Below are 14,510 nucleotides of genomic sequence, written 5' to 3'. Positions count from 1 at the left end.
ATTATAAGCCTCGCTCTTTAGTCCACGGTCTTACTTGTAATCCTTCTTTTAAGTGATGCACGCCGGCTGATACAACAATTTCTCCTGCTTGCAGGCCGCTTTGTACTTCAATGCCTGATTGTCTCATTTGGCCAATTTGAATGTGGCGCATTGAAACTTTATTGGTTTCTGTATCGAAGACCCAAACGTAATGGTTGCCTGCAAGCTGCTCATTAGGCGCGGAGAAGACAGCTTCCGTCGGAACCATTAGTGTTTTTTTCGTTAAGTTGGTCACTTTACTTGGGTCTATATAAACATGTCCCGTCATGCCGGCAAGCAAGTTAAAATCTTCGGGTATAGGTAATGAAAATACAACTTTGTAAGTCAAAGTCACTGGGTCAGCTTGCGTATCCCACTCTTTAATCGTTAATGTATATGATTTATCGGGGTAGCCGTCAAAAACAACGCTAGGGTGATAGTCTAAATCTTTATTCACTCTTGCCACTAGTTTTTCTGGTACTTGAATCACTACGTCCATACGGTCTCGAGTTTCAAGACGAAGAATATTCTGTTTTGCTACGATGTTCTCAAAGTTTTTCACAAACACCTTTGCGACGGTACCGTCAAATGGTGCACGTAATTCACTGTTTTCTAAGTTTGTTTGTGCAATCCGATAAGCAGATTCGGCAACTTGTTTGTTAGCGAGAGCTTGGTCATACTCAGATTTTGATGCTGTCGACTTTTCAAAGAGCGACTCAATGCGATTTAATTGCAAGGCTGTCAGTTCATATTGTGCTTTTCGTTGTTGAAACTGCAATTCGAAATCTTCAGGGTCTAGCTTAGCGAGCAGCTGTCCTTTTTTAACCTCTTGGCCTGCGAGAATAGGAAAGTCTATCAACTCACCATTGACTCTAAACGCAAGGTACGACCCTTGGTTTGCGACGACCTCGGCTGGAAAGTGGCGCAAGGTCGCAGCGGCAGGATCGTTAACAGTGTGAAGTTTTACAGGCCTAATTAATTCTTTGTCCGACTGGGTGTTGACTTCATCTTGGCAGGCGCTTAGTAAAAGTGCCGCAGATAATACGAGTGCGCGTTTAAACACTGAGGTTACTCCTAAATGTATGACTCCTAATTTAATGTAGTGCAGGATATATAAATTAGTACTAAAATAAAAATTATAAAATATTAGAAAAACGATAAATAAAATTTATGAAGTTGTCAGACTTAGAAGTGCTGCACGTTGTTGCGCAATCGGCCAGTTTGAATGATGCTGCAAAACGTCTATTCAAAACTCAACCAGCTGTTACACAAGCAATAAAAAGACTCAGCAATGAGCTTGGGTTTGCACTCGTAACTCGCGAAGACTATCGCATAAAACTCACCGAAGAGGGCAAGCGATTTTATAAAGAAGCTGTCAAACTCATAGAACACCATGAAAATCTCAAGGCAATGGCATCGGATTTAGCGCAGGGCAATGAACCAAAATTTAATATTTGTTACGAAGCGATGAGTTACGACTATGGTTGCAATGAGCTGATAAAAAGTGCTTTTCAACAATACCCGTCAACGGCATTTGAAATTACGAGTGGAAAGCGCTTCGTTGCACTTGAAAGGGTCAATCAAGGACTCTCTGATATCGGTATTGGGCCATGGTTTAACTTGTTTCATGCCACAGGAGATTTAGAGTCTATTGCTATTGGCGAGGTGACTTTAGGACTTGTCGCAAAAGCTGGTCTAATGCCAAAAGAGCTAACATTTGAAGAGTTAAATCAGTACCCATGTCTTGCTATGAAAGAGAGTGGGTTTGAATTTGACAGTGACCGCTTAGAGTACTCAAAGAGTATGAGTGTTATGAAGTTGGATGACATCTCGACTATCAAAATGTTTGTTATGCAAGGGTTGGGCTTTGCAATGATGACCCTCAATCATTGCGAAAAAGAGTTGCATGAAGGAGGACTTGAACAAATTCGTGTTTTAGATAGACAAGACCAATTTAATATTGATATACATGCATTTAGACGAAAATTACCGCATTATGGCTCAGTCGCAAACTATTTGTGGGATGGCTTCAATCAGTTGGGGGAGCAGTACAATGGAAGAAGAATTTAAGCAAAGGGTGTATACGCTCATTGGCGCTATTCCTCGGGGAAATGTTGCAACATATGGGCAAATAGCAAAGCTATCTGGTGCGCCCAGGCATGCTAGAGCGGTTGGTTACTTGCTTAAAAACTTACCTAAAGACAGTTCGCTTCCTTGGTATCGGGTTATAAATGGGCAGGGCAAAATTTCATTTCCAGAAGGGTCGGAAAAGTTTTTAGAGCAACAAACACGTTTGGCATCTGAGGGGGTTAAGATCGCAGCAGGTAAAGTTTCGTTGAAGAAATTCCAATGGCAATAGGGCGTCATGACTTTTAATGCCTATAGATAGGGCCTCACCCTGTTATTGTTCTATTAAATTGATCGGTTTTGATTTAGGGGGCGTACATACAACTAATCTCAAACTTTACTAAATCAATATGAAACGAGCACTTTTTCCCTTACCTGTTTTTTTGCTGCCTCAAGGTTACACTCGGCTAAGGATTTTTGAACCCAGATACTTACACATGGTAAAAGTGGCCATGAAGGAAGAGCATGGGTTTGTGATGTGTTTTACCGACAAAAGCAGAGAGTGTGAAGTTTCGGAGCAAGGCATATATGTGGAAATCGTTGACTTTTCGCAAGACGAGAGCGGTCAATTGTTGATCGATGTGTACGCAAAGCACAGAGTATTGATTAGTAATGCGACCAGTGACGAGATGAAACTACGTCACGGAGATTGCCACATAATCCAAGAACCACTTTGGACGCTGGGAGAGGCAGAAGAACTTACGTACCACGAAAGACTTGCAGACCTATTGCGAGATCTATTCGTGGTAAACGCAGAGCTAAACGATTTGTACAAAAAGAAAAACTACGCAAATCCTATTTGGGTAGCGGCTAGATGGTTAGAGTTGCTGCCGCTAACAATAAAACAAAAAACAAAAATACAGAGTTGTCGGAGCTATGTCGGAGTAGCAAATGTATTGGCAGAAATTTTTGAAGCTCAAGAGTGATCTCAATGTGATACTTCCCCGTATAGTCTATTATGTTACTGACTGAGAGCGTTAAAATTATGGTTAGTTTGGAGCAGTCTAAAGATTGCCGTATTCAAAAAGGTAAAAGCGTAGGGATGCAAGAAACCCCTTCAGAGCAGTTAACTCAAGCATTAATTAGAGTCGCATCACATGCTGACAAAAAAGCGTATGCGTTTTTGTTTTCTTATTTTGCGCCAAAAATAAAAAGGTTTGGAATAAAACAGTTTGGCTCAGAAGCAATGGCGATGGAGCTAGTTCAGGACACCATGACGTCAGTTTGGCGTAAAGCTAAGTTGTATCACCACGATAAAGGGGCTGCAACAACATGGGTGTACACGATAATGCGTAACGCGTCTTTCGATGCGCTGCGAAAAATTAAAAGCAACAGAGAAGATAATTTAAGTGAGGAGATTTGGCCGCTATTTCATGACGAGCAAGTTTGTGAGAAAAGCTTTAAGGATCATTTACAGTCAAATCAACTTAAAGAAAAAATTCAATGCTTACCAGCACCACAGAGGGATGTTGTTGTTGGTGTCTATTTCGAGGATATGACACAAGAGCAACTCGCCCAGCACTTGGGCATTCCAGTGGGTACCGTTAAATCACGTTTACGTTTAGCTTTGAAGAAGCTGAAAGTGGAGTTGGGAGAGCATCATGATTAAATACCACCCGTCGAAGCAGCTGATGCAGAAACACATTATGGGAGAATTGCCAGTGGGCCTCAGTGTTGCAATTGCCGCACACATTGAGTTGTGTGATGCGTGCAGCAAAGAATTTGATTTACTTGAAGCGAAGCAGGCAAACGAAACATTCAACGCATCTGTAGACGATAGCGACAGCCATGAATTCGAGTCTATGATGGACGACATTGTCCAGCTAACGATGTTTGACGAAGTGGTCGCACATGAACCTGAGGTTTTTGAATATCAAGACAAGCGTGTCCGACTCCCTAGAGCAATTGCAGCGCTTAAACTAGGCAGCTTTATGAATGCTGGCAAAGTGTCTAGAGCACGATTTGAGTTAGATGAGGGACCTTTGAGAAGCAGCTTGCTTCACATTAAACCAGGAGGCGAAATCCCGGAACATACGCATACTGGGTTCGAGCTGACGTTGATTCTAGATGGAACATTTGAAGACGAAAGTGGGCAATATGTACCTGGCGACTTTATTATGCTAGATGGTCGTCACAATCATACTCCGAAGACGAAAGATGGCTGCTTATGCTTTACGTTGGTAGATAATGCGTTACATTTCAATAAAGGCTTAAGCAAATTACTCAACCCTATTGGAAAGTTGATTTACTAATGACAAACACAGAAAAACATTTTGAAACCGCGATTCAAATTGGACTAAGTGCATGTCTAGGTGGCGATCGCGTGCGTTTTGACAAAGGTCACAAGCGTTCTAACTTTTGTATGGATGAATTCATTAACCATGTGGAATACGTGAAGTTTTGCCCTGAGGTGGCGATCGGAATGCCTATTCCGCGTAACACGATCCGCCAAGTTAGGTACGGTGATGTGATAAAAGTATGTAGGCCGGATGGCACTGGAGACGTAGGTCCAAAGCTGACAGAATACGGCGAAAGAATAGCTAAAAATCAGGCTATAACGTTGTCTGGATTTGTTTTTTGCGCAAAAAGCCCAAGTTGCGGTATGGAGCGCGTCAAGGTATATAACGACACCGGAACTGGGGCGTCGGCAGAAGGCATCGGCGCGTTCGCAGAGCAAATAATGAAACACAACCCATTGCTGCCGTGCGAGGAAAACGGGCGTCTCAATGATGTGCATTTGCGAGAAAATTTTGTAATGAGGGTGTATGTGTACAAGTCTTGGCAGGAATTAATAGCGCAGCCAGTCAATAAAAAAGTACTCACGGATTTTCATGCCAAACACAAATATTTGCTCATGAGTCATAACTATAGTGCATACAGGACGCTAGGTCGGTTGCTCGCTGAAGGTGATCCTAAAGAATGTGATGTTTTAGCGCTAGAGTATATCTCTGGGTTGATGGAAGCACTCAAGAAGCCTGCAAGCAGGAAGGGACAAGCTAATACGCTTGCACATTTACAGGGGTATTTTAAAAACGACATCTCGCAAGTTGAAAAAGCTGAGATGGTTGAGGCTATCGACGAGTATCGAAAAGGCTTGGTACCACTCAATGTGCCTCTAACATTGCTGAAGCACCACCTTCGCGTGCACCCTAAAGCTTACCTGCAACAGCAAGTATATTTTGACCCTTATCCGAGCGATTTAAAATTAAGGTTCTCAATTTGAACAAGACGATATTTTGGTTTAGGCGTGACTTAAGGCTTCATGGTAACGAAGCGCTTATTCATGCAATTAATAACGGCGCCAAAGAGGCGCTGTTTTTTATGTGTGAAAAACAGTGGCAAAAGCACAATACAAGCGAGATACAGCTGGATATGCTCAAACGCCGTGTAGCGTACTTAGGCGAAGAGTTGGCAAAACGGGGGATTAAGCTGACTGTACTCGAAGGCGAAGATTTTAAAGGTTTACCAAATAAACTTAAGCACTTTGTAGAGCAAAATGCTATAGCCGCTATCTACGCCAATAGAGAGTATGAAATAAACGAGCTCCACAGGGACAAAGCCTGTAGCGAGCTGGGCATTGATCTTTGTTTATACGATGGAGACGTGTTATCTCCTCCTGGCAGTATTGTTACCAAAGGGGGAGAGATGTTTAAAGTGTTTACGCCTTTCAAAAAAGCTTGGCTCTCTGTAAATTGCGGGAGAATTTTTCCTGTTGGGTGCAGGTTAGAAGCAATTGGCTCGGCAATTGATTGGGTAAAACCCGAAATACTTGCGTCAAATGGTGAATCTGATAAGTGGCCGATTGAGGACCATGTTATTGAGCAAGTTGTGACACAGTTTATTTATGAAAAGGTCCATAAATATGACGTACAACGTGACATTCCCAGTATTAAAGGCACGTCCGGATTAAGCCCTTATTTAGCCTTAGGGATAGTATCTGTTTCTGAGTTAATAGGCCGTATACAGTCAGAGACACCTGATGTGTTAATCAGGACTAAATCAGCAGAATTTGCTTATGTAAATGAATTAATATGGCGAGAGTTTTATAGACATTTGATGTTTGTTTTCCCAAAGCTTTGCAAAGGGTTTAACTTTAATGAAAAGTATAATGCTGTTAATTGGCTAAATCAGGAAAGTCAGTTTAAGGCTTGGTGTGAAGGGAAAACAGGGTACCCCATTGTGGATGCCGCTATGCGACAATTAAACCAAACTGGGTGGATGCATAATCGACTTAGAATGATCGTTGCCAGCTTTTTAACTAAGCATTTGTTGATTGATTGGCGTTGGGGAGAAGCATACTTCATGAGTAAGCTGATTGATGGAGATTTGGCGTCAAACAACGGTGGTTGGCAGTGGGCGGCAAGTACAGGGTGTGATGCGCAACCTTACTTTCGAATATTTAATCCGATTACTCAAAGCGAGAAGTTTGATCCCGATGGCACTTTTATTCGTAAGTATGTACATGAATTAGAGTCAGTGCCTGCAAAATATATTCACTTCCCACATGATTATTTAAGTGCGTTTGGTGAAACTAATTATTCGGCACCAATTGTGGAGCACAAGGCTGCAAGGGAAAGAGCGCTTGCTGCATTTAAGGTATAAAGTATGGAACAGCACCTTATAAACTTTGTTGATATATATAACAAGTTATCGGATAAAAATCTAAACCTGCTAAAAAGTATATATGATGAGGATGTTGTTTTTACAGATCCGCTGCATGAAGTAGAAGGCTTAGAAGCTTTGACAAAGTACTTCGAAAATATGTACGCCAATGTAAACACCATTTCTTTTGATATTAAAGAGCACTTTGTTATAGATAATACGGGGTTTCTTTATTGGGATATGAAGTTTTCCCATAGCAGGTTGAACGGTAAAAAAACGATTACGGTTGCTGGTCACAGTAAACTGACCTTCAAAGGTTCCAAAGTTGTAAATCACAGAGATTACTTCGATGTTGGTGCGCTACTCTATCGCAATATCCCTCTGTTAGGCAACGTGATTAAAACCATAGAAAAGAGAGCCACATCATGACTAGGGATGGGTTAAAGAAAGTGCTTATCACAGGGGCAACGTCAGGGATCGGTGAAGGCCTTGTAGATCGTTACTCAAAGTCGCATAACGTGGTGGCGTGTGGACGTAACGAAGAGAAGTTAAGCAAACTGAGCGGCAACAATGTTCAAACGCTAAAGTTTGATATGACTGAGAAGGCGCAAGTAGCGAGCGCGTTTGTTGACATTGAACAACTAGATATTGTGATACTGAATGCCGGCGTGTGCGAATACATAGACGATGCACGGCGGTTTGATGCTGAATTATTTGAACGAGTTATCCACGCCAATGTGATTGCAACCGGGTATTGTATTGAAGCTTTACTGCCAAAGTTAAAGCCTGGTGGCCAATTGGTTATTGTCAGTTCTAGCGCGAGCTTTTTGCCGCTGCCCAGAGCGCAAGCTTACGGAGCATCCAAGGCGGCATTAAGCTATTTAACGCGCGTAATGCAAATCGAATTAGAAGATATTGATGTAACTTTGGTTCACCCTGGATTTGTAGAGACACCATTGACTGATAAAAACGACTTTCCTATGCCATTTTTGGTTACGGTAGAAAATGCATGCGAAGCCATTTTTCAGGGAGTCGAAAGCCGGAAAAAAGAAATACACTTTCCAAAGCGCTTTACTTTATTACTCAAGTTGTTCGCATTACTCCCTTTCAGTTTATGGATGCCATTGGCAAAAAGGATAAAACGTTGAAAAAAATAGCAATAATTGGCTCTGGCATCTCAGGAATGACAGCTGCTTATCTACTGAATAAAAAGCATGATATTACTCTTTTTGAGAAGGAAAGTCGGCTTGGTGGCCATACTGCCACAATTGACGTTGAGACCCCTGAAGGCGAGGTCGCTGTAGACACGGGGTTTATCGTTTTTAATGATAGAACTTACCCGCTTTTTGAAAAGTTACTCGATGAAATAAAAGTCGGGCGTAATCCAACTCAAATGAGTTTTAGTGTAAAAACTGTTGAGCGAGATTTTGAGTATAACGGGCATACGTTTGCGTCTTTGTTTGCGCAAAAACGAAATATATTATCGTTTAAATTCTGGCGCTTTTTATACAATATCGTCAAGTTTAATAGCGCGGCAAAGGCGCTCTATCACAGCCGTGATTACTCTGAACATAAAAATCTTGGTGAGTTTTTAGATGCTCACGGCTTTGACGATTTTTTTAAGAGCCATTATATATTGCCCATGGGGGCCGCAATTTGGTCTACCAGTTTAAAAGGGATGTTAGATTTCGAAATCCAATTTTTTATCCGTTTTTTTTACAATCATGGGTTACTTGACGTCGCAGGTAGGCCACAGTGGTACGTGATTCCTGGTGGTTCCAAGCAGTACATTGCCCCTTTAACACAATCATATAGAGATAAAATCAGATTAAGTGCTGATATAAAAAGTGTTGCACGTGACAGTGACGGAGTTGAAGTTTTTTTCGAAAATGGTTCTGTCGAACACTTTGACGAGGTCGTATTTGCCTGCCATTCAGACCAAGCATTAGCGCTATTAACTGATGCTTCGGAACTGGAAAAAGAAGTGTTAGGCGCGATTGAATACACGCCAAATAGTGTGGTGCTGCACACGGATATAAGCCTATTACCGAAAAGAACGGCAGCTTGGGCGAGCTGGAACTATTTACTTGATGAAAAACAATCAAGACCAGCGACTGTAACCTACCAAATGAATATCTTGCAAAAAATTGAGTCTAACCAACAGTTTTGTGTCACCTTAAACAATGATGATCACATTGCGCCTGACAAAGTAATTCAAAAGTTTGAATACCATCACCCAGTATTCAATACGCAAAGTATTGCTGCACAAAAACGCAAAGATGAAGTAGATGGAGTTAACAAAACGTATTTTTGTGGCGCGTATTGGTTTAATGGCTTTCATGAAGATGGTGTTCGAAGTGCTGTAGATGTCGCGAAAAAGCTAGGGGTTGAGTTTTGAGAAGCGCCATTTATGTCGGTGATGTGAGACACAGGCGTTATTCTGTGTCGTCTCATCATTTTAAGTATCCGATGTATATGATGTGTATAGATCTAGATGAGCTCGAATATTTAGATGGTATTCATCCTATGTTTGGCACAACAGGGCGTAAAGTCCTAAAGTTTCGTCAAGAGGATTACTTAGAAGGTGAAAGTTGTAATTTAAAGCAGCGGGCGATAGATAAAAGCAGGGAGCTTGGCGTTGATGCGACTGACAGCGACGTATTTTTAATGGGACAATGCCGATGTCTTGGGTATTACTTCAGTCCGGTCAATTTTTATTTTTTCTCTAGTAAAGGTGGCACTTACACACACATGATTGCTGAGGTTAGTAACACGCCTTGGAACGAACGCCATTATTATCTTGTTCCACTGGGGAAGAAAGTGAACTTTAAGAAGACCTTCCACGTATCACCTTTTATGAATTTAGATATGGAATATCATTGGCATATCAAAGCGCCTGCGCAACATGCTTTTGTCCATATCGAAAATAAAAATCAACGCGAACTTCTTTTTGATGCGACTTTGAGGTTACAACGCGTGCCACTTGAGCGGCGTACTGTTTCCTCACTGTTAAAACGCTTTCCAGCAATGACCTTTACCATTCTTAAAGGTATTTATTGGCAGGCTTTAAAGTTGTTTATAAAAAAAGTTCCTTTTATTAGTCATCCCGGAAGTTTGTAAGATGGAAAAAACGACACAACCCTACAGTGATGTTAGTGATAGCTGGACCAGTAAGGCATGTAAAAAGTTGGTTATGGCAGCGCTTAACCAAATCACTTGGGGGCACATTAAACTTATTGACGGCTCACAAGAACATCATTTTGGCGTGCAAAGCCGCGACAAATCGGTAACTATTAATGTACTGTCGCAGCAGATGTATTCTAAGTTTGCGCTTGGGGGGAGTGTGGGCGCTGGGGAGTCCTACATACTCGGTTATTGGGAGTGCTCAGACCTAACCAAGTTGATAGAAATATTTGTTGTCAATCAAGATGTGTTAGACAAATTCGAGAAGAAGTTTGCATTGCTATCTGGACTGATGAACAAACTTACGCATTTTAGAAACAGAAACACTAAGTCTGGCTCAAAGAAGAATATTGTCGCGCATTATGACCTAGGTAACGATTTGTACAGCGCGTTTTTAAGCGAGGAAATGCTTTATTCTAGCGCTGTGTACCCAACCCATGAATCCTCTTTAGAAGAAGCGCAAAGCCACAAATTAAAACAAATTTGCGAGCAAGTAGACTTGCAAGCATCCGATCACGTAATAGAAATAGGTACTGGTTGGGGAGCATTTGCTATTTATGCGGCGCAAAATTATGGTTGTAAGGTAACGACTACGACGATTTCCGAAGAACAACATGCATATGTACAAGAAAAAATCTATGCATTGGGCCTACAAAACCAAATTACATTACTAAAGGATGACTACAGGGAGTTAACAGGCCGCTTTGATAAACTTGTCTCGATCGAAATGATTGAGGCAGTCGGACACGAGTATCTCAGTGGTTTTTTCGAAAAATGTAGTGCCCTTCTAAAACCTAATGGGGTGATGTTGATACAAGCTATAACCATCGCTTGTCAGCGTTATCAACACTATTTAAAAAATTCAGATTTTATACAGCAGTACATCTTTCCCGGCGGGTGCCTTCCCTCGGTGACAGAAATGAGTAAGCAAATATGTAACAACACAGATATGGTCGTGCATTCAATTAAAGACATAGGTTTACACTACGCAAAGACCTTGTATGACTGGCGTGTGCGATTTAACAATGCATGGCCCGCGATTAATAACCAAAAATTTGACCAGCGCTTTTATAGGCTATGGGAATTTTATTTGTGCTATTGCGAAGGTGGGTTCAAACAAAGAGCAACCAGTGCGGTGCATTTAGTGGCTAGAAAACCAAGGCATTTGAACAGTGATGAGACAGTATTCTGTAATTATTAACTTTGTGTTGTTTCAATCTGCTTGGTTTGCAGTTTTTTTTCTTAAACACCAGTCGATACCTGTACTGCTGCTTGTGATAGGCATCATGGCAGTGGTGAGCCCTAACAAGAAGAGAGACGTGCCATTTGTGATATGCGGCCTGGGCATTGGTATACTGGTAGAGCTGATAGCTACGAGTATTAATGTTATCCAGTACATAAAAGATCCGATTCCCATTTGGCTTGTGTTGCTATGGTGCGCATTGCTTTTTAGTTTCAGGGAGTCCTTGAGTAAATTGTTTACGTTGCCAATAAAACTTCGACTTCTACTTGTTTGGTTGGGCGCGCCTGCTAGTTACTATGCGGGTCAGCAAGCTGGCCTTTTGAACACCATTGAACCAGTGTGGGCCTTTTGGTTGGTTTATGGTGGACTCTGGTATTGTGGGTTTGAAGCCCTTAGGTATATCGATAAGCACCCAAAACTTATGAGAGAAAAGGGTACAAGTAGTTCTGTGAGTACCTAATATAGCTAAATACGCGCAATATAAGGACAAACAGTGCGAAATAATTGGTGTATAGGTAAATTTGCGCTTGCACTGCGAGCAAAAATGGATAAACATAGAATTCGCTCCGGCAGAAAATAAAAATATAGGAATTTTATAATGAACAAAGCTCAACTAGTTGAAAAGATAGCGAACGACGCTGATATCTCTAAAACGGCAGCTGGCCGTGCATTAGATGCTTTAACTAGTGCTGTAACTGAAGCTCTAAAAGATGGTGATTCAGTAGCACTAGTTGGTTTTGGTACTTTCTCTGTAAAAGAGCGTGCTGCGCGTACTGGTCGTAACCCTCAAACAGGTGATGAGATCCAAATCCCTGCAGCAAATATCCCAACATTTAAAGCTGGTAAAGGTCTAAAAGATCAAGTAAATCTTTAATAGGATATGACGCAGCGCCACGCTCATGTGGCGACTACGAATCGTGAAAAGAGAGTTTGATACTCTCTTTTTTGTTTTTAGCTTCTTAACGCCTTATCACCCCGTCCGATACCGACAGAGCCCGAACGTACTACTTCGATAAGATCACTCTCATGGCAGAGCATTTTTAAGAAATTTTCAATCTTGTCACTGCTACTTGTTAGTTGAAGGGTATAGCTTTGCTTACCCATATCGATAATCGTTGCGCCAAACACATCACTAACCCGCGTTATGGCGGCTCTGGTTGCTTCATTACGAGCGTAGACTTTCACCATCAGTAGCTCTCGCTCGATATGGCTTACTTCGGTTAGATCAAAAACCTTTAAAACATCAACGAGTTTGTTAACCTGCTTTGTGATTTGCTCAACAACTCGGTCGTCTCCGTGAGTTGTAATGGTTATACGAGAAAGGGTTTTATCGTCTGTCGTACCAACGGTTAAGCTGTCAATGTTGTATGCACGTTGTGAAAACAAACCTACAATTCGAGACAGTGAGCCAGGTTCATTTTCTAGTAAGATAGCCAAAATACGTTTCATTATGCTTTAACTCCTTTCTTTAACCACATTTCGTCAATGGCCCCGTGCTTAATTTGCATAGGATACACATGTTCACTTTCGTCTACTCGAATATCAAGGAACACAAGTCTATCGGTAATTGAAAATGCTTTTTGCATTGCGTCATCTAATTCATCTGGATGGTCTACGCGTATACCGACATGGCCATAGCTTTCAGCTAAAGCAACGAAGTCAGGCAATGATTCCATATATGAACTAGAGTGCCTACCACCATAAAGCATGTCTTGCCATTGGCGCACCATACCTAGCGACCGGTTATTAAGCGAAACTACTTTTACATTTAAGCCATATTGTAAACAAGTAGACAGCTCTTGAATGTTCATTTGAATGGAACCGTCACCTGTAACACATACGACGTCATCTGATGGAAATGCGACCTTCACCCCCATTGCCGCTGGAAGACCGAAACCCATTGTTCCTAAGCCACCTGAGTTGATCCATTGACGTGGCTTTTTAAACGGGTAGTACTGCGCCGCGAACATCTGATGCTGACCCACGTCAGATGTTACATAAGCATTCCCATTGGTTATTTCATATAGCTTTTCAATAACAGTTTGTGGCTTTAATTTATCTTTTTCAGTGTCATAGCTTAAACAATTTTTTGCCCGCCACCCCGTAATTTCATTCCACCATGCCTCTTGTGCACTTCTATCGATTGAAACATTGCTTTGACTTACGCCCTCTAGAATTTGTTCGATAACGGTGTCCAAGCACCCAACCACGGGAATATGAGCTTGAATTGTTTTTGAGATGGAGGTTGGATCAACATCTACATGAACAATTTTGGCATTAGGGCAAAACTTGCTGACATTATTTGTTACTCGGTCATCGAATCTGGCGCCAAGGGCTAAAATTACGTCAGCATTTGCCATCGCTTTATTTGCTTCGAGTGAACCATGCATGCCAAGCATACCGATAAAGTTAGGGTGACTTCCGCTAATCCCTCCTAATCCCATTAATGTGTTGGTGATAGGAGCATTAAGCTTTTCAACTAACTCAGTCAGCTTGTCTGACGTGTTAGAAAGAATAATCCCGCCCCCTGAATAGATGACAAGCTTTTTCGCGCTGAGAATTGCTTCGACGGCTTTTTTAATTTGTTTACCATGCCCTTTGGTATTTGGGTTATAGGTGCGCATTTCCAGCTCAGCTGGCATATTGTATTTAAATTTAATTTGTGGGTTTAACACATCTTTGGGTAATTCAACGACTACTGGCCCAGGTCGACCAGAGCTCGCTAAATAAAAGGCTTTTGACAAAATAGAGGGGATGTCTTCGGCATTTCGACAATTGAAGCTGTGCTTTACTATAGGCCTTGAACAGCCAACAATATCTGTTTCTTGGAATGCATCATCGCCAATTAAATTTGAGGGAACTTGCCCAGACAATACAACCATTGGAATAGAGTCCATATATGCTGTTGCGATCCCTGTAATACAGTTTGTTGCGCCCGGTCCCGACGTGGCAAGCACCACACCTGTTTTTCCGGTAGCTCGAGAATAGCCATCGGCCATATGGGTTGCAGCTTGTTCATGGCGAACCAAAACATGTTCAATATCAGTTTGCTCGAATAGGGCGTCATACAGATCTAGCACGGACCCGCCGGGGTAACCGAAAATGAACTGTACATCTAAATCTTTTAGCGCCTTTACAACTAACTCGGAGCCATTATATTGCTCATTCATTACCTCATTCCTCAGTCAATTTAAATTTCGGCATAAAAAAACCCCGCAAATGGCGGGGTCGATGAAAGCGTTCACTCACACAGGCCCCTATGGACTTTCTACCAAGACCACCACGAGGACTAGCTGTACGAGTTTTGTAAACGTCATTTCTCTATCTACTTAAATAA

17 protein-coding genes are annotated in these 14,510 nt (G+C 41.8%); 14 read left to right on the top strand and 3 right to left on the bottom strand.

Translation table 11 applies throughout. The features are described from left to right. Window position 1: 1 nt before the first annotated feature. Window positions 2-1,081, bottom strand: coding sequence for an efflux RND transporter periplasmic adaptor subunit (locus A7985_RS09480; RefSeq protein WP_065790229.1), 1,080 nt, complete (start codon window positions 1,079-1,081; stop codon window positions 2-4). A gap of 107 nt (window positions 1,082-1,188) precedes the next feature. Between A7985_RS09480 and A7985_RS09475 the strand changes: the two genes are divergently transcribed. The 14 genes from A7985_RS09475 to hupB all read left to right on the top strand — a co-directional run bounded on the left by A7985_RS09475 (window position 1,189) and on the right by hupB (window position 12,047). After that, window positions 1,189-2,088: a LysR family transcriptional regulator gene (locus tag A7985_RS09475; protein ID WP_065790228.1), complete on the top strand. Its 900-nt coding sequence runs from the start codon at window positions 1,189-1,191 to the stop codon at window positions 2,086-2,088. Then, window positions 2,072-2,377 carry an MGMT family protein gene (locus A7985_RS09470; RefSeq protein WP_081310491.1) on the top strand — a complete coding sequence of 102 codons (306 nt, stop codon included), beginning with the start codon at window positions 2,072-2,074 and terminating at the stop codon, window positions 2,375-2,377. The genes A7985_RS09475 and A7985_RS09470 overlap by 17 nt, the downstream gene beginning before the upstream one ends. A 118-nt stretch (window positions 2,378-2,495) precedes the next feature. Then, window positions 2,496-3,071: an LON peptidase substrate-binding domain-containing protein gene (locus A7985_RS09465; protein ID WP_065790226.1), complete on the top strand. Its 576-nt coding sequence runs from the start codon at window positions 2,496-2,498 to the stop codon at window positions 3,069-3,071. A 59-nt stretch (window positions 3,072-3,130) separates the two neighbouring features. Then, on the top strand, window positions 3,131-3,754 hold the full coding sequence (locus A7985_RS09460) for a sigma-70 family RNA polymerase sigma factor (protein ID WP_065790483.1): 624 nt from the start codon (window positions 3,131-3,133) through the stop codon (window positions 3,752-3,754). Continuing rightward, complete coding sequence (locus A7985_RS09455; protein WP_065790225.1) at window positions 3,747-4,397, top strand: ChrR family anti-sigma-E factor; 651 nt, start codon at window positions 3,747-3,749, stop codon at window positions 4,395-4,397. Before A7985_RS09460 ends, A7985_RS09455 begins: the two co-directional genes overlap by 8 nt. Next, complete coding sequence (locus A7985_RS09450; RefSeq protein ID WP_065790224.1) at window positions 4,397-5,368, top strand: YbgA family protein; 972 nt, start codon at window positions 4,397-4,399, stop codon at window positions 5,366-5,368. The genes A7985_RS09455 and A7985_RS09450 overlap by 1 nt, the downstream gene beginning before the upstream one ends. Then, complete coding sequence (gene phrB, locus A7985_RS09445; protein ID WP_065790223.1) at window positions 5,365-6,747, top strand: deoxyribodipyrimidine photo-lyase; 1,383 nt, start codon at window positions 5,365-5,367, stop codon at window positions 6,745-6,747. The genes A7985_RS09450 and phrB overlap by 4 nt, the downstream gene beginning before the upstream one ends. A 3-nt stretch (window positions 6,748-6,750) precedes the next feature. After that, window positions 6,751-7,176, top strand: coding sequence for a nuclear transport factor 2 family protein (locus A7985_RS09440; RefSeq protein ID WP_065790222.1), 426 nt, complete (start codon window positions 6,751-6,753; stop codon window positions 7,174-7,176). After that, window positions 7,173-7,895, top strand: coding sequence for an SDR family NAD(P)-dependent oxidoreductase (locus tag A7985_RS09435; RefSeq protein WP_065790221.1), 723 nt, complete (start codon window positions 7,173-7,175; stop codon window positions 7,893-7,895). Before A7985_RS09440 ends, A7985_RS09435 begins: the two co-directional genes overlap by 4 nt. Continuing rightward, the gene (locus A7985_RS09430) at window positions 7,892-9,145 is read left to right on the top strand and encodes an NAD(P)/FAD-dependent oxidoreductase (RefSeq protein WP_065790220.1); all 1,254 of its coding nucleotides are present in this window, start codon (window positions 7,892-7,894) and stop codon (window positions 9,143-9,145) included. The genes A7985_RS09435 and A7985_RS09430 overlap by 4 nt, the downstream gene beginning before the upstream one ends. Further along, window positions 9,142-9,867 (top strand): DUF1365 domain-containing protein, encoded by a 726-nt coding sequence (locus tag A7985_RS09425; RefSeq protein ID WP_081310490.1) that lies wholly within the window; start codon window positions 9,142-9,144, stop codon window positions 9,865-9,867. Before A7985_RS09430 ends, A7985_RS09425 begins: the two co-directional genes overlap by 4 nt. Window position 9,868: 1 nt before the next feature. Further along, window positions 9,869-11,131: an SAM-dependent methyltransferase gene (locus A7985_RS09420; protein ID WP_065790218.1), complete on the top strand. Its 1,263-nt coding sequence runs from the start codon at window positions 9,869-9,871 to the stop codon at window positions 11,129-11,131. Continuing rightward, complete coding sequence (locus tag A7985_RS09415; RefSeq protein WP_065790217.1) at window positions 11,106-11,633, top strand: DUF2878 domain-containing protein; 528 nt, start codon at window positions 11,106-11,108, stop codon at window positions 11,631-11,633. The genes A7985_RS09420 and A7985_RS09415 overlap by 26 nt, the downstream gene beginning before the upstream one ends. A 138-nt stretch (window positions 11,634-11,771) precedes the next feature. After that, window positions 11,772-12,047: a nucleoid-associated protein HU-beta gene (gene hupB, locus A7985_RS09410; protein ID WP_065790216.1), complete on the top strand. Its 276-nt coding sequence runs from the start codon at window positions 11,772-11,774 to the stop codon at window positions 12,045-12,047. 77 nt (window positions 12,048-12,124) lie between these two features. Here hupB and ilvN read toward each other — a convergent pair whose 3' ends face one another. Beyond that, complete coding sequence (ilvN, locus tag A7985_RS09405; RefSeq protein ID WP_065790215.1) at window positions 12,125-12,622, bottom strand: acetolactate synthase small subunit; 498 nt, start codon at window positions 12,620-12,622, stop codon at window positions 12,125-12,127. Beyond that, window positions 12,622-14,343, bottom strand: a complete 1,722-nt coding sequence (locus A7985_RS09400) for an acetolactate synthase 3 large subunit (RefSeq protein ID WP_065790214.1) — start codon at window positions 14,341-14,343, stop codon at window positions 12,622-12,624. Before A7985_RS09400 ends, ilvN begins: the two co-directional genes overlap by 1 nt. Window positions 14,344-14,510 lie beyond the last annotated feature (167 nt).

Origin of the sequence: Pseudoalteromonas luteoviolacea (genome assembly GCF_001696455.1) — a bacterium.
Lineage (GTDB): Bacteria > Pseudomonadota > Gammaproteobacteria > Enterobacterales > Alteromonadaceae > Pseudoalteromonas > Pseudoalteromonas luteoviolacea_C.
Note: the sequence above shows the minus strand (reverse complement) of the source record. Positions and strands in the feature narration are given on the sequence as shown.

Bases quoted from the DNA above. Each gene is read 5' to 3' on its own strand.
- ilvN (WP_065790215.1), bottom strand. From the start codon at position 12,622: ATGAAACGTATTTTGGCTATCTTACTAGAAAATGAACCTGGCTCACTG.
- A7985_RS09440 (WP_065790222.1), top strand. From the start codon at position 6,751: ATGGAACAGCACCTTATAAACTTTGTTGATATATATAACAAGTTATCG.
- A7985_RS09415 (WP_065790217.1), top strand. From the start codon at position 11,106: ATGAGACAGTATTCTGTAATTATTAACTTTGTGTTGTTTCAATCTGCT.
- hupB (WP_065790216.1), top strand. From the start codon at position 11,772: ATGAACAAAGCTCAACTAGTTGAAAAGATAGCGAACGACGCTGATATC.
- A7985_RS09435 (WP_065790221.1), top strand. From the start codon at position 7,173: ATGACTAGGGATGGGTTAAAGAAAGTGCTTATCACAGGGGCAACGTCA.
- A7985_RS09470 (WP_081310491.1), top strand. From the start codon at position 2,072: ATGGAAGAAGAATTTAAGCAAAGGGTGTATACGCTCATTGGCGCTATT.
- A7985_RS09455 (WP_065790225.1), top strand. From the start codon at position 3,747: ATGATTAAATACCACCCGTCGAAGCAGCTGATGCAGAAACACATTATG.
- A7985_RS09460 (WP_065790483.1), top strand. From the start codon at position 3,131: ATGGTTAGTTTGGAGCAGTCTAAAGATTGCCGTATTCAAAAAGGTAAA.
- A7985_RS09450 (WP_065790224.1), top strand. From the start codon at position 4,397: ATGACAAACACAGAAAAACATTTTGAAACCGCGATTCAAATTGGACTA.
- A7985_RS09400 (WP_065790214.1), bottom strand. From the start codon at position 14,343: ATGAATGAGCAATATAATGGCTCCGAGTTAGTTGTAAAGGCGCTAAAA.
- A7985_RS09420 (WP_065790218.1), top strand. From the start codon at position 9,869: ATGGAAAAAACGACACAACCCTACAGTGATGTTAGTGATAGCTGGACC.
- A7985_RS09475 (WP_065790228.1), top strand. From the start codon at position 1,189: ATGAAGTTGTCAGACTTAGAAGTGCTGCACGTTGTTGCGCAATCGGCC.
- A7985_RS09465 (WP_065790226.1), top strand. From the start codon at position 2,496: ATGAAACGAGCACTTTTTCCCTTACCTGTTTTTTTGCTGCCTCAAGGT.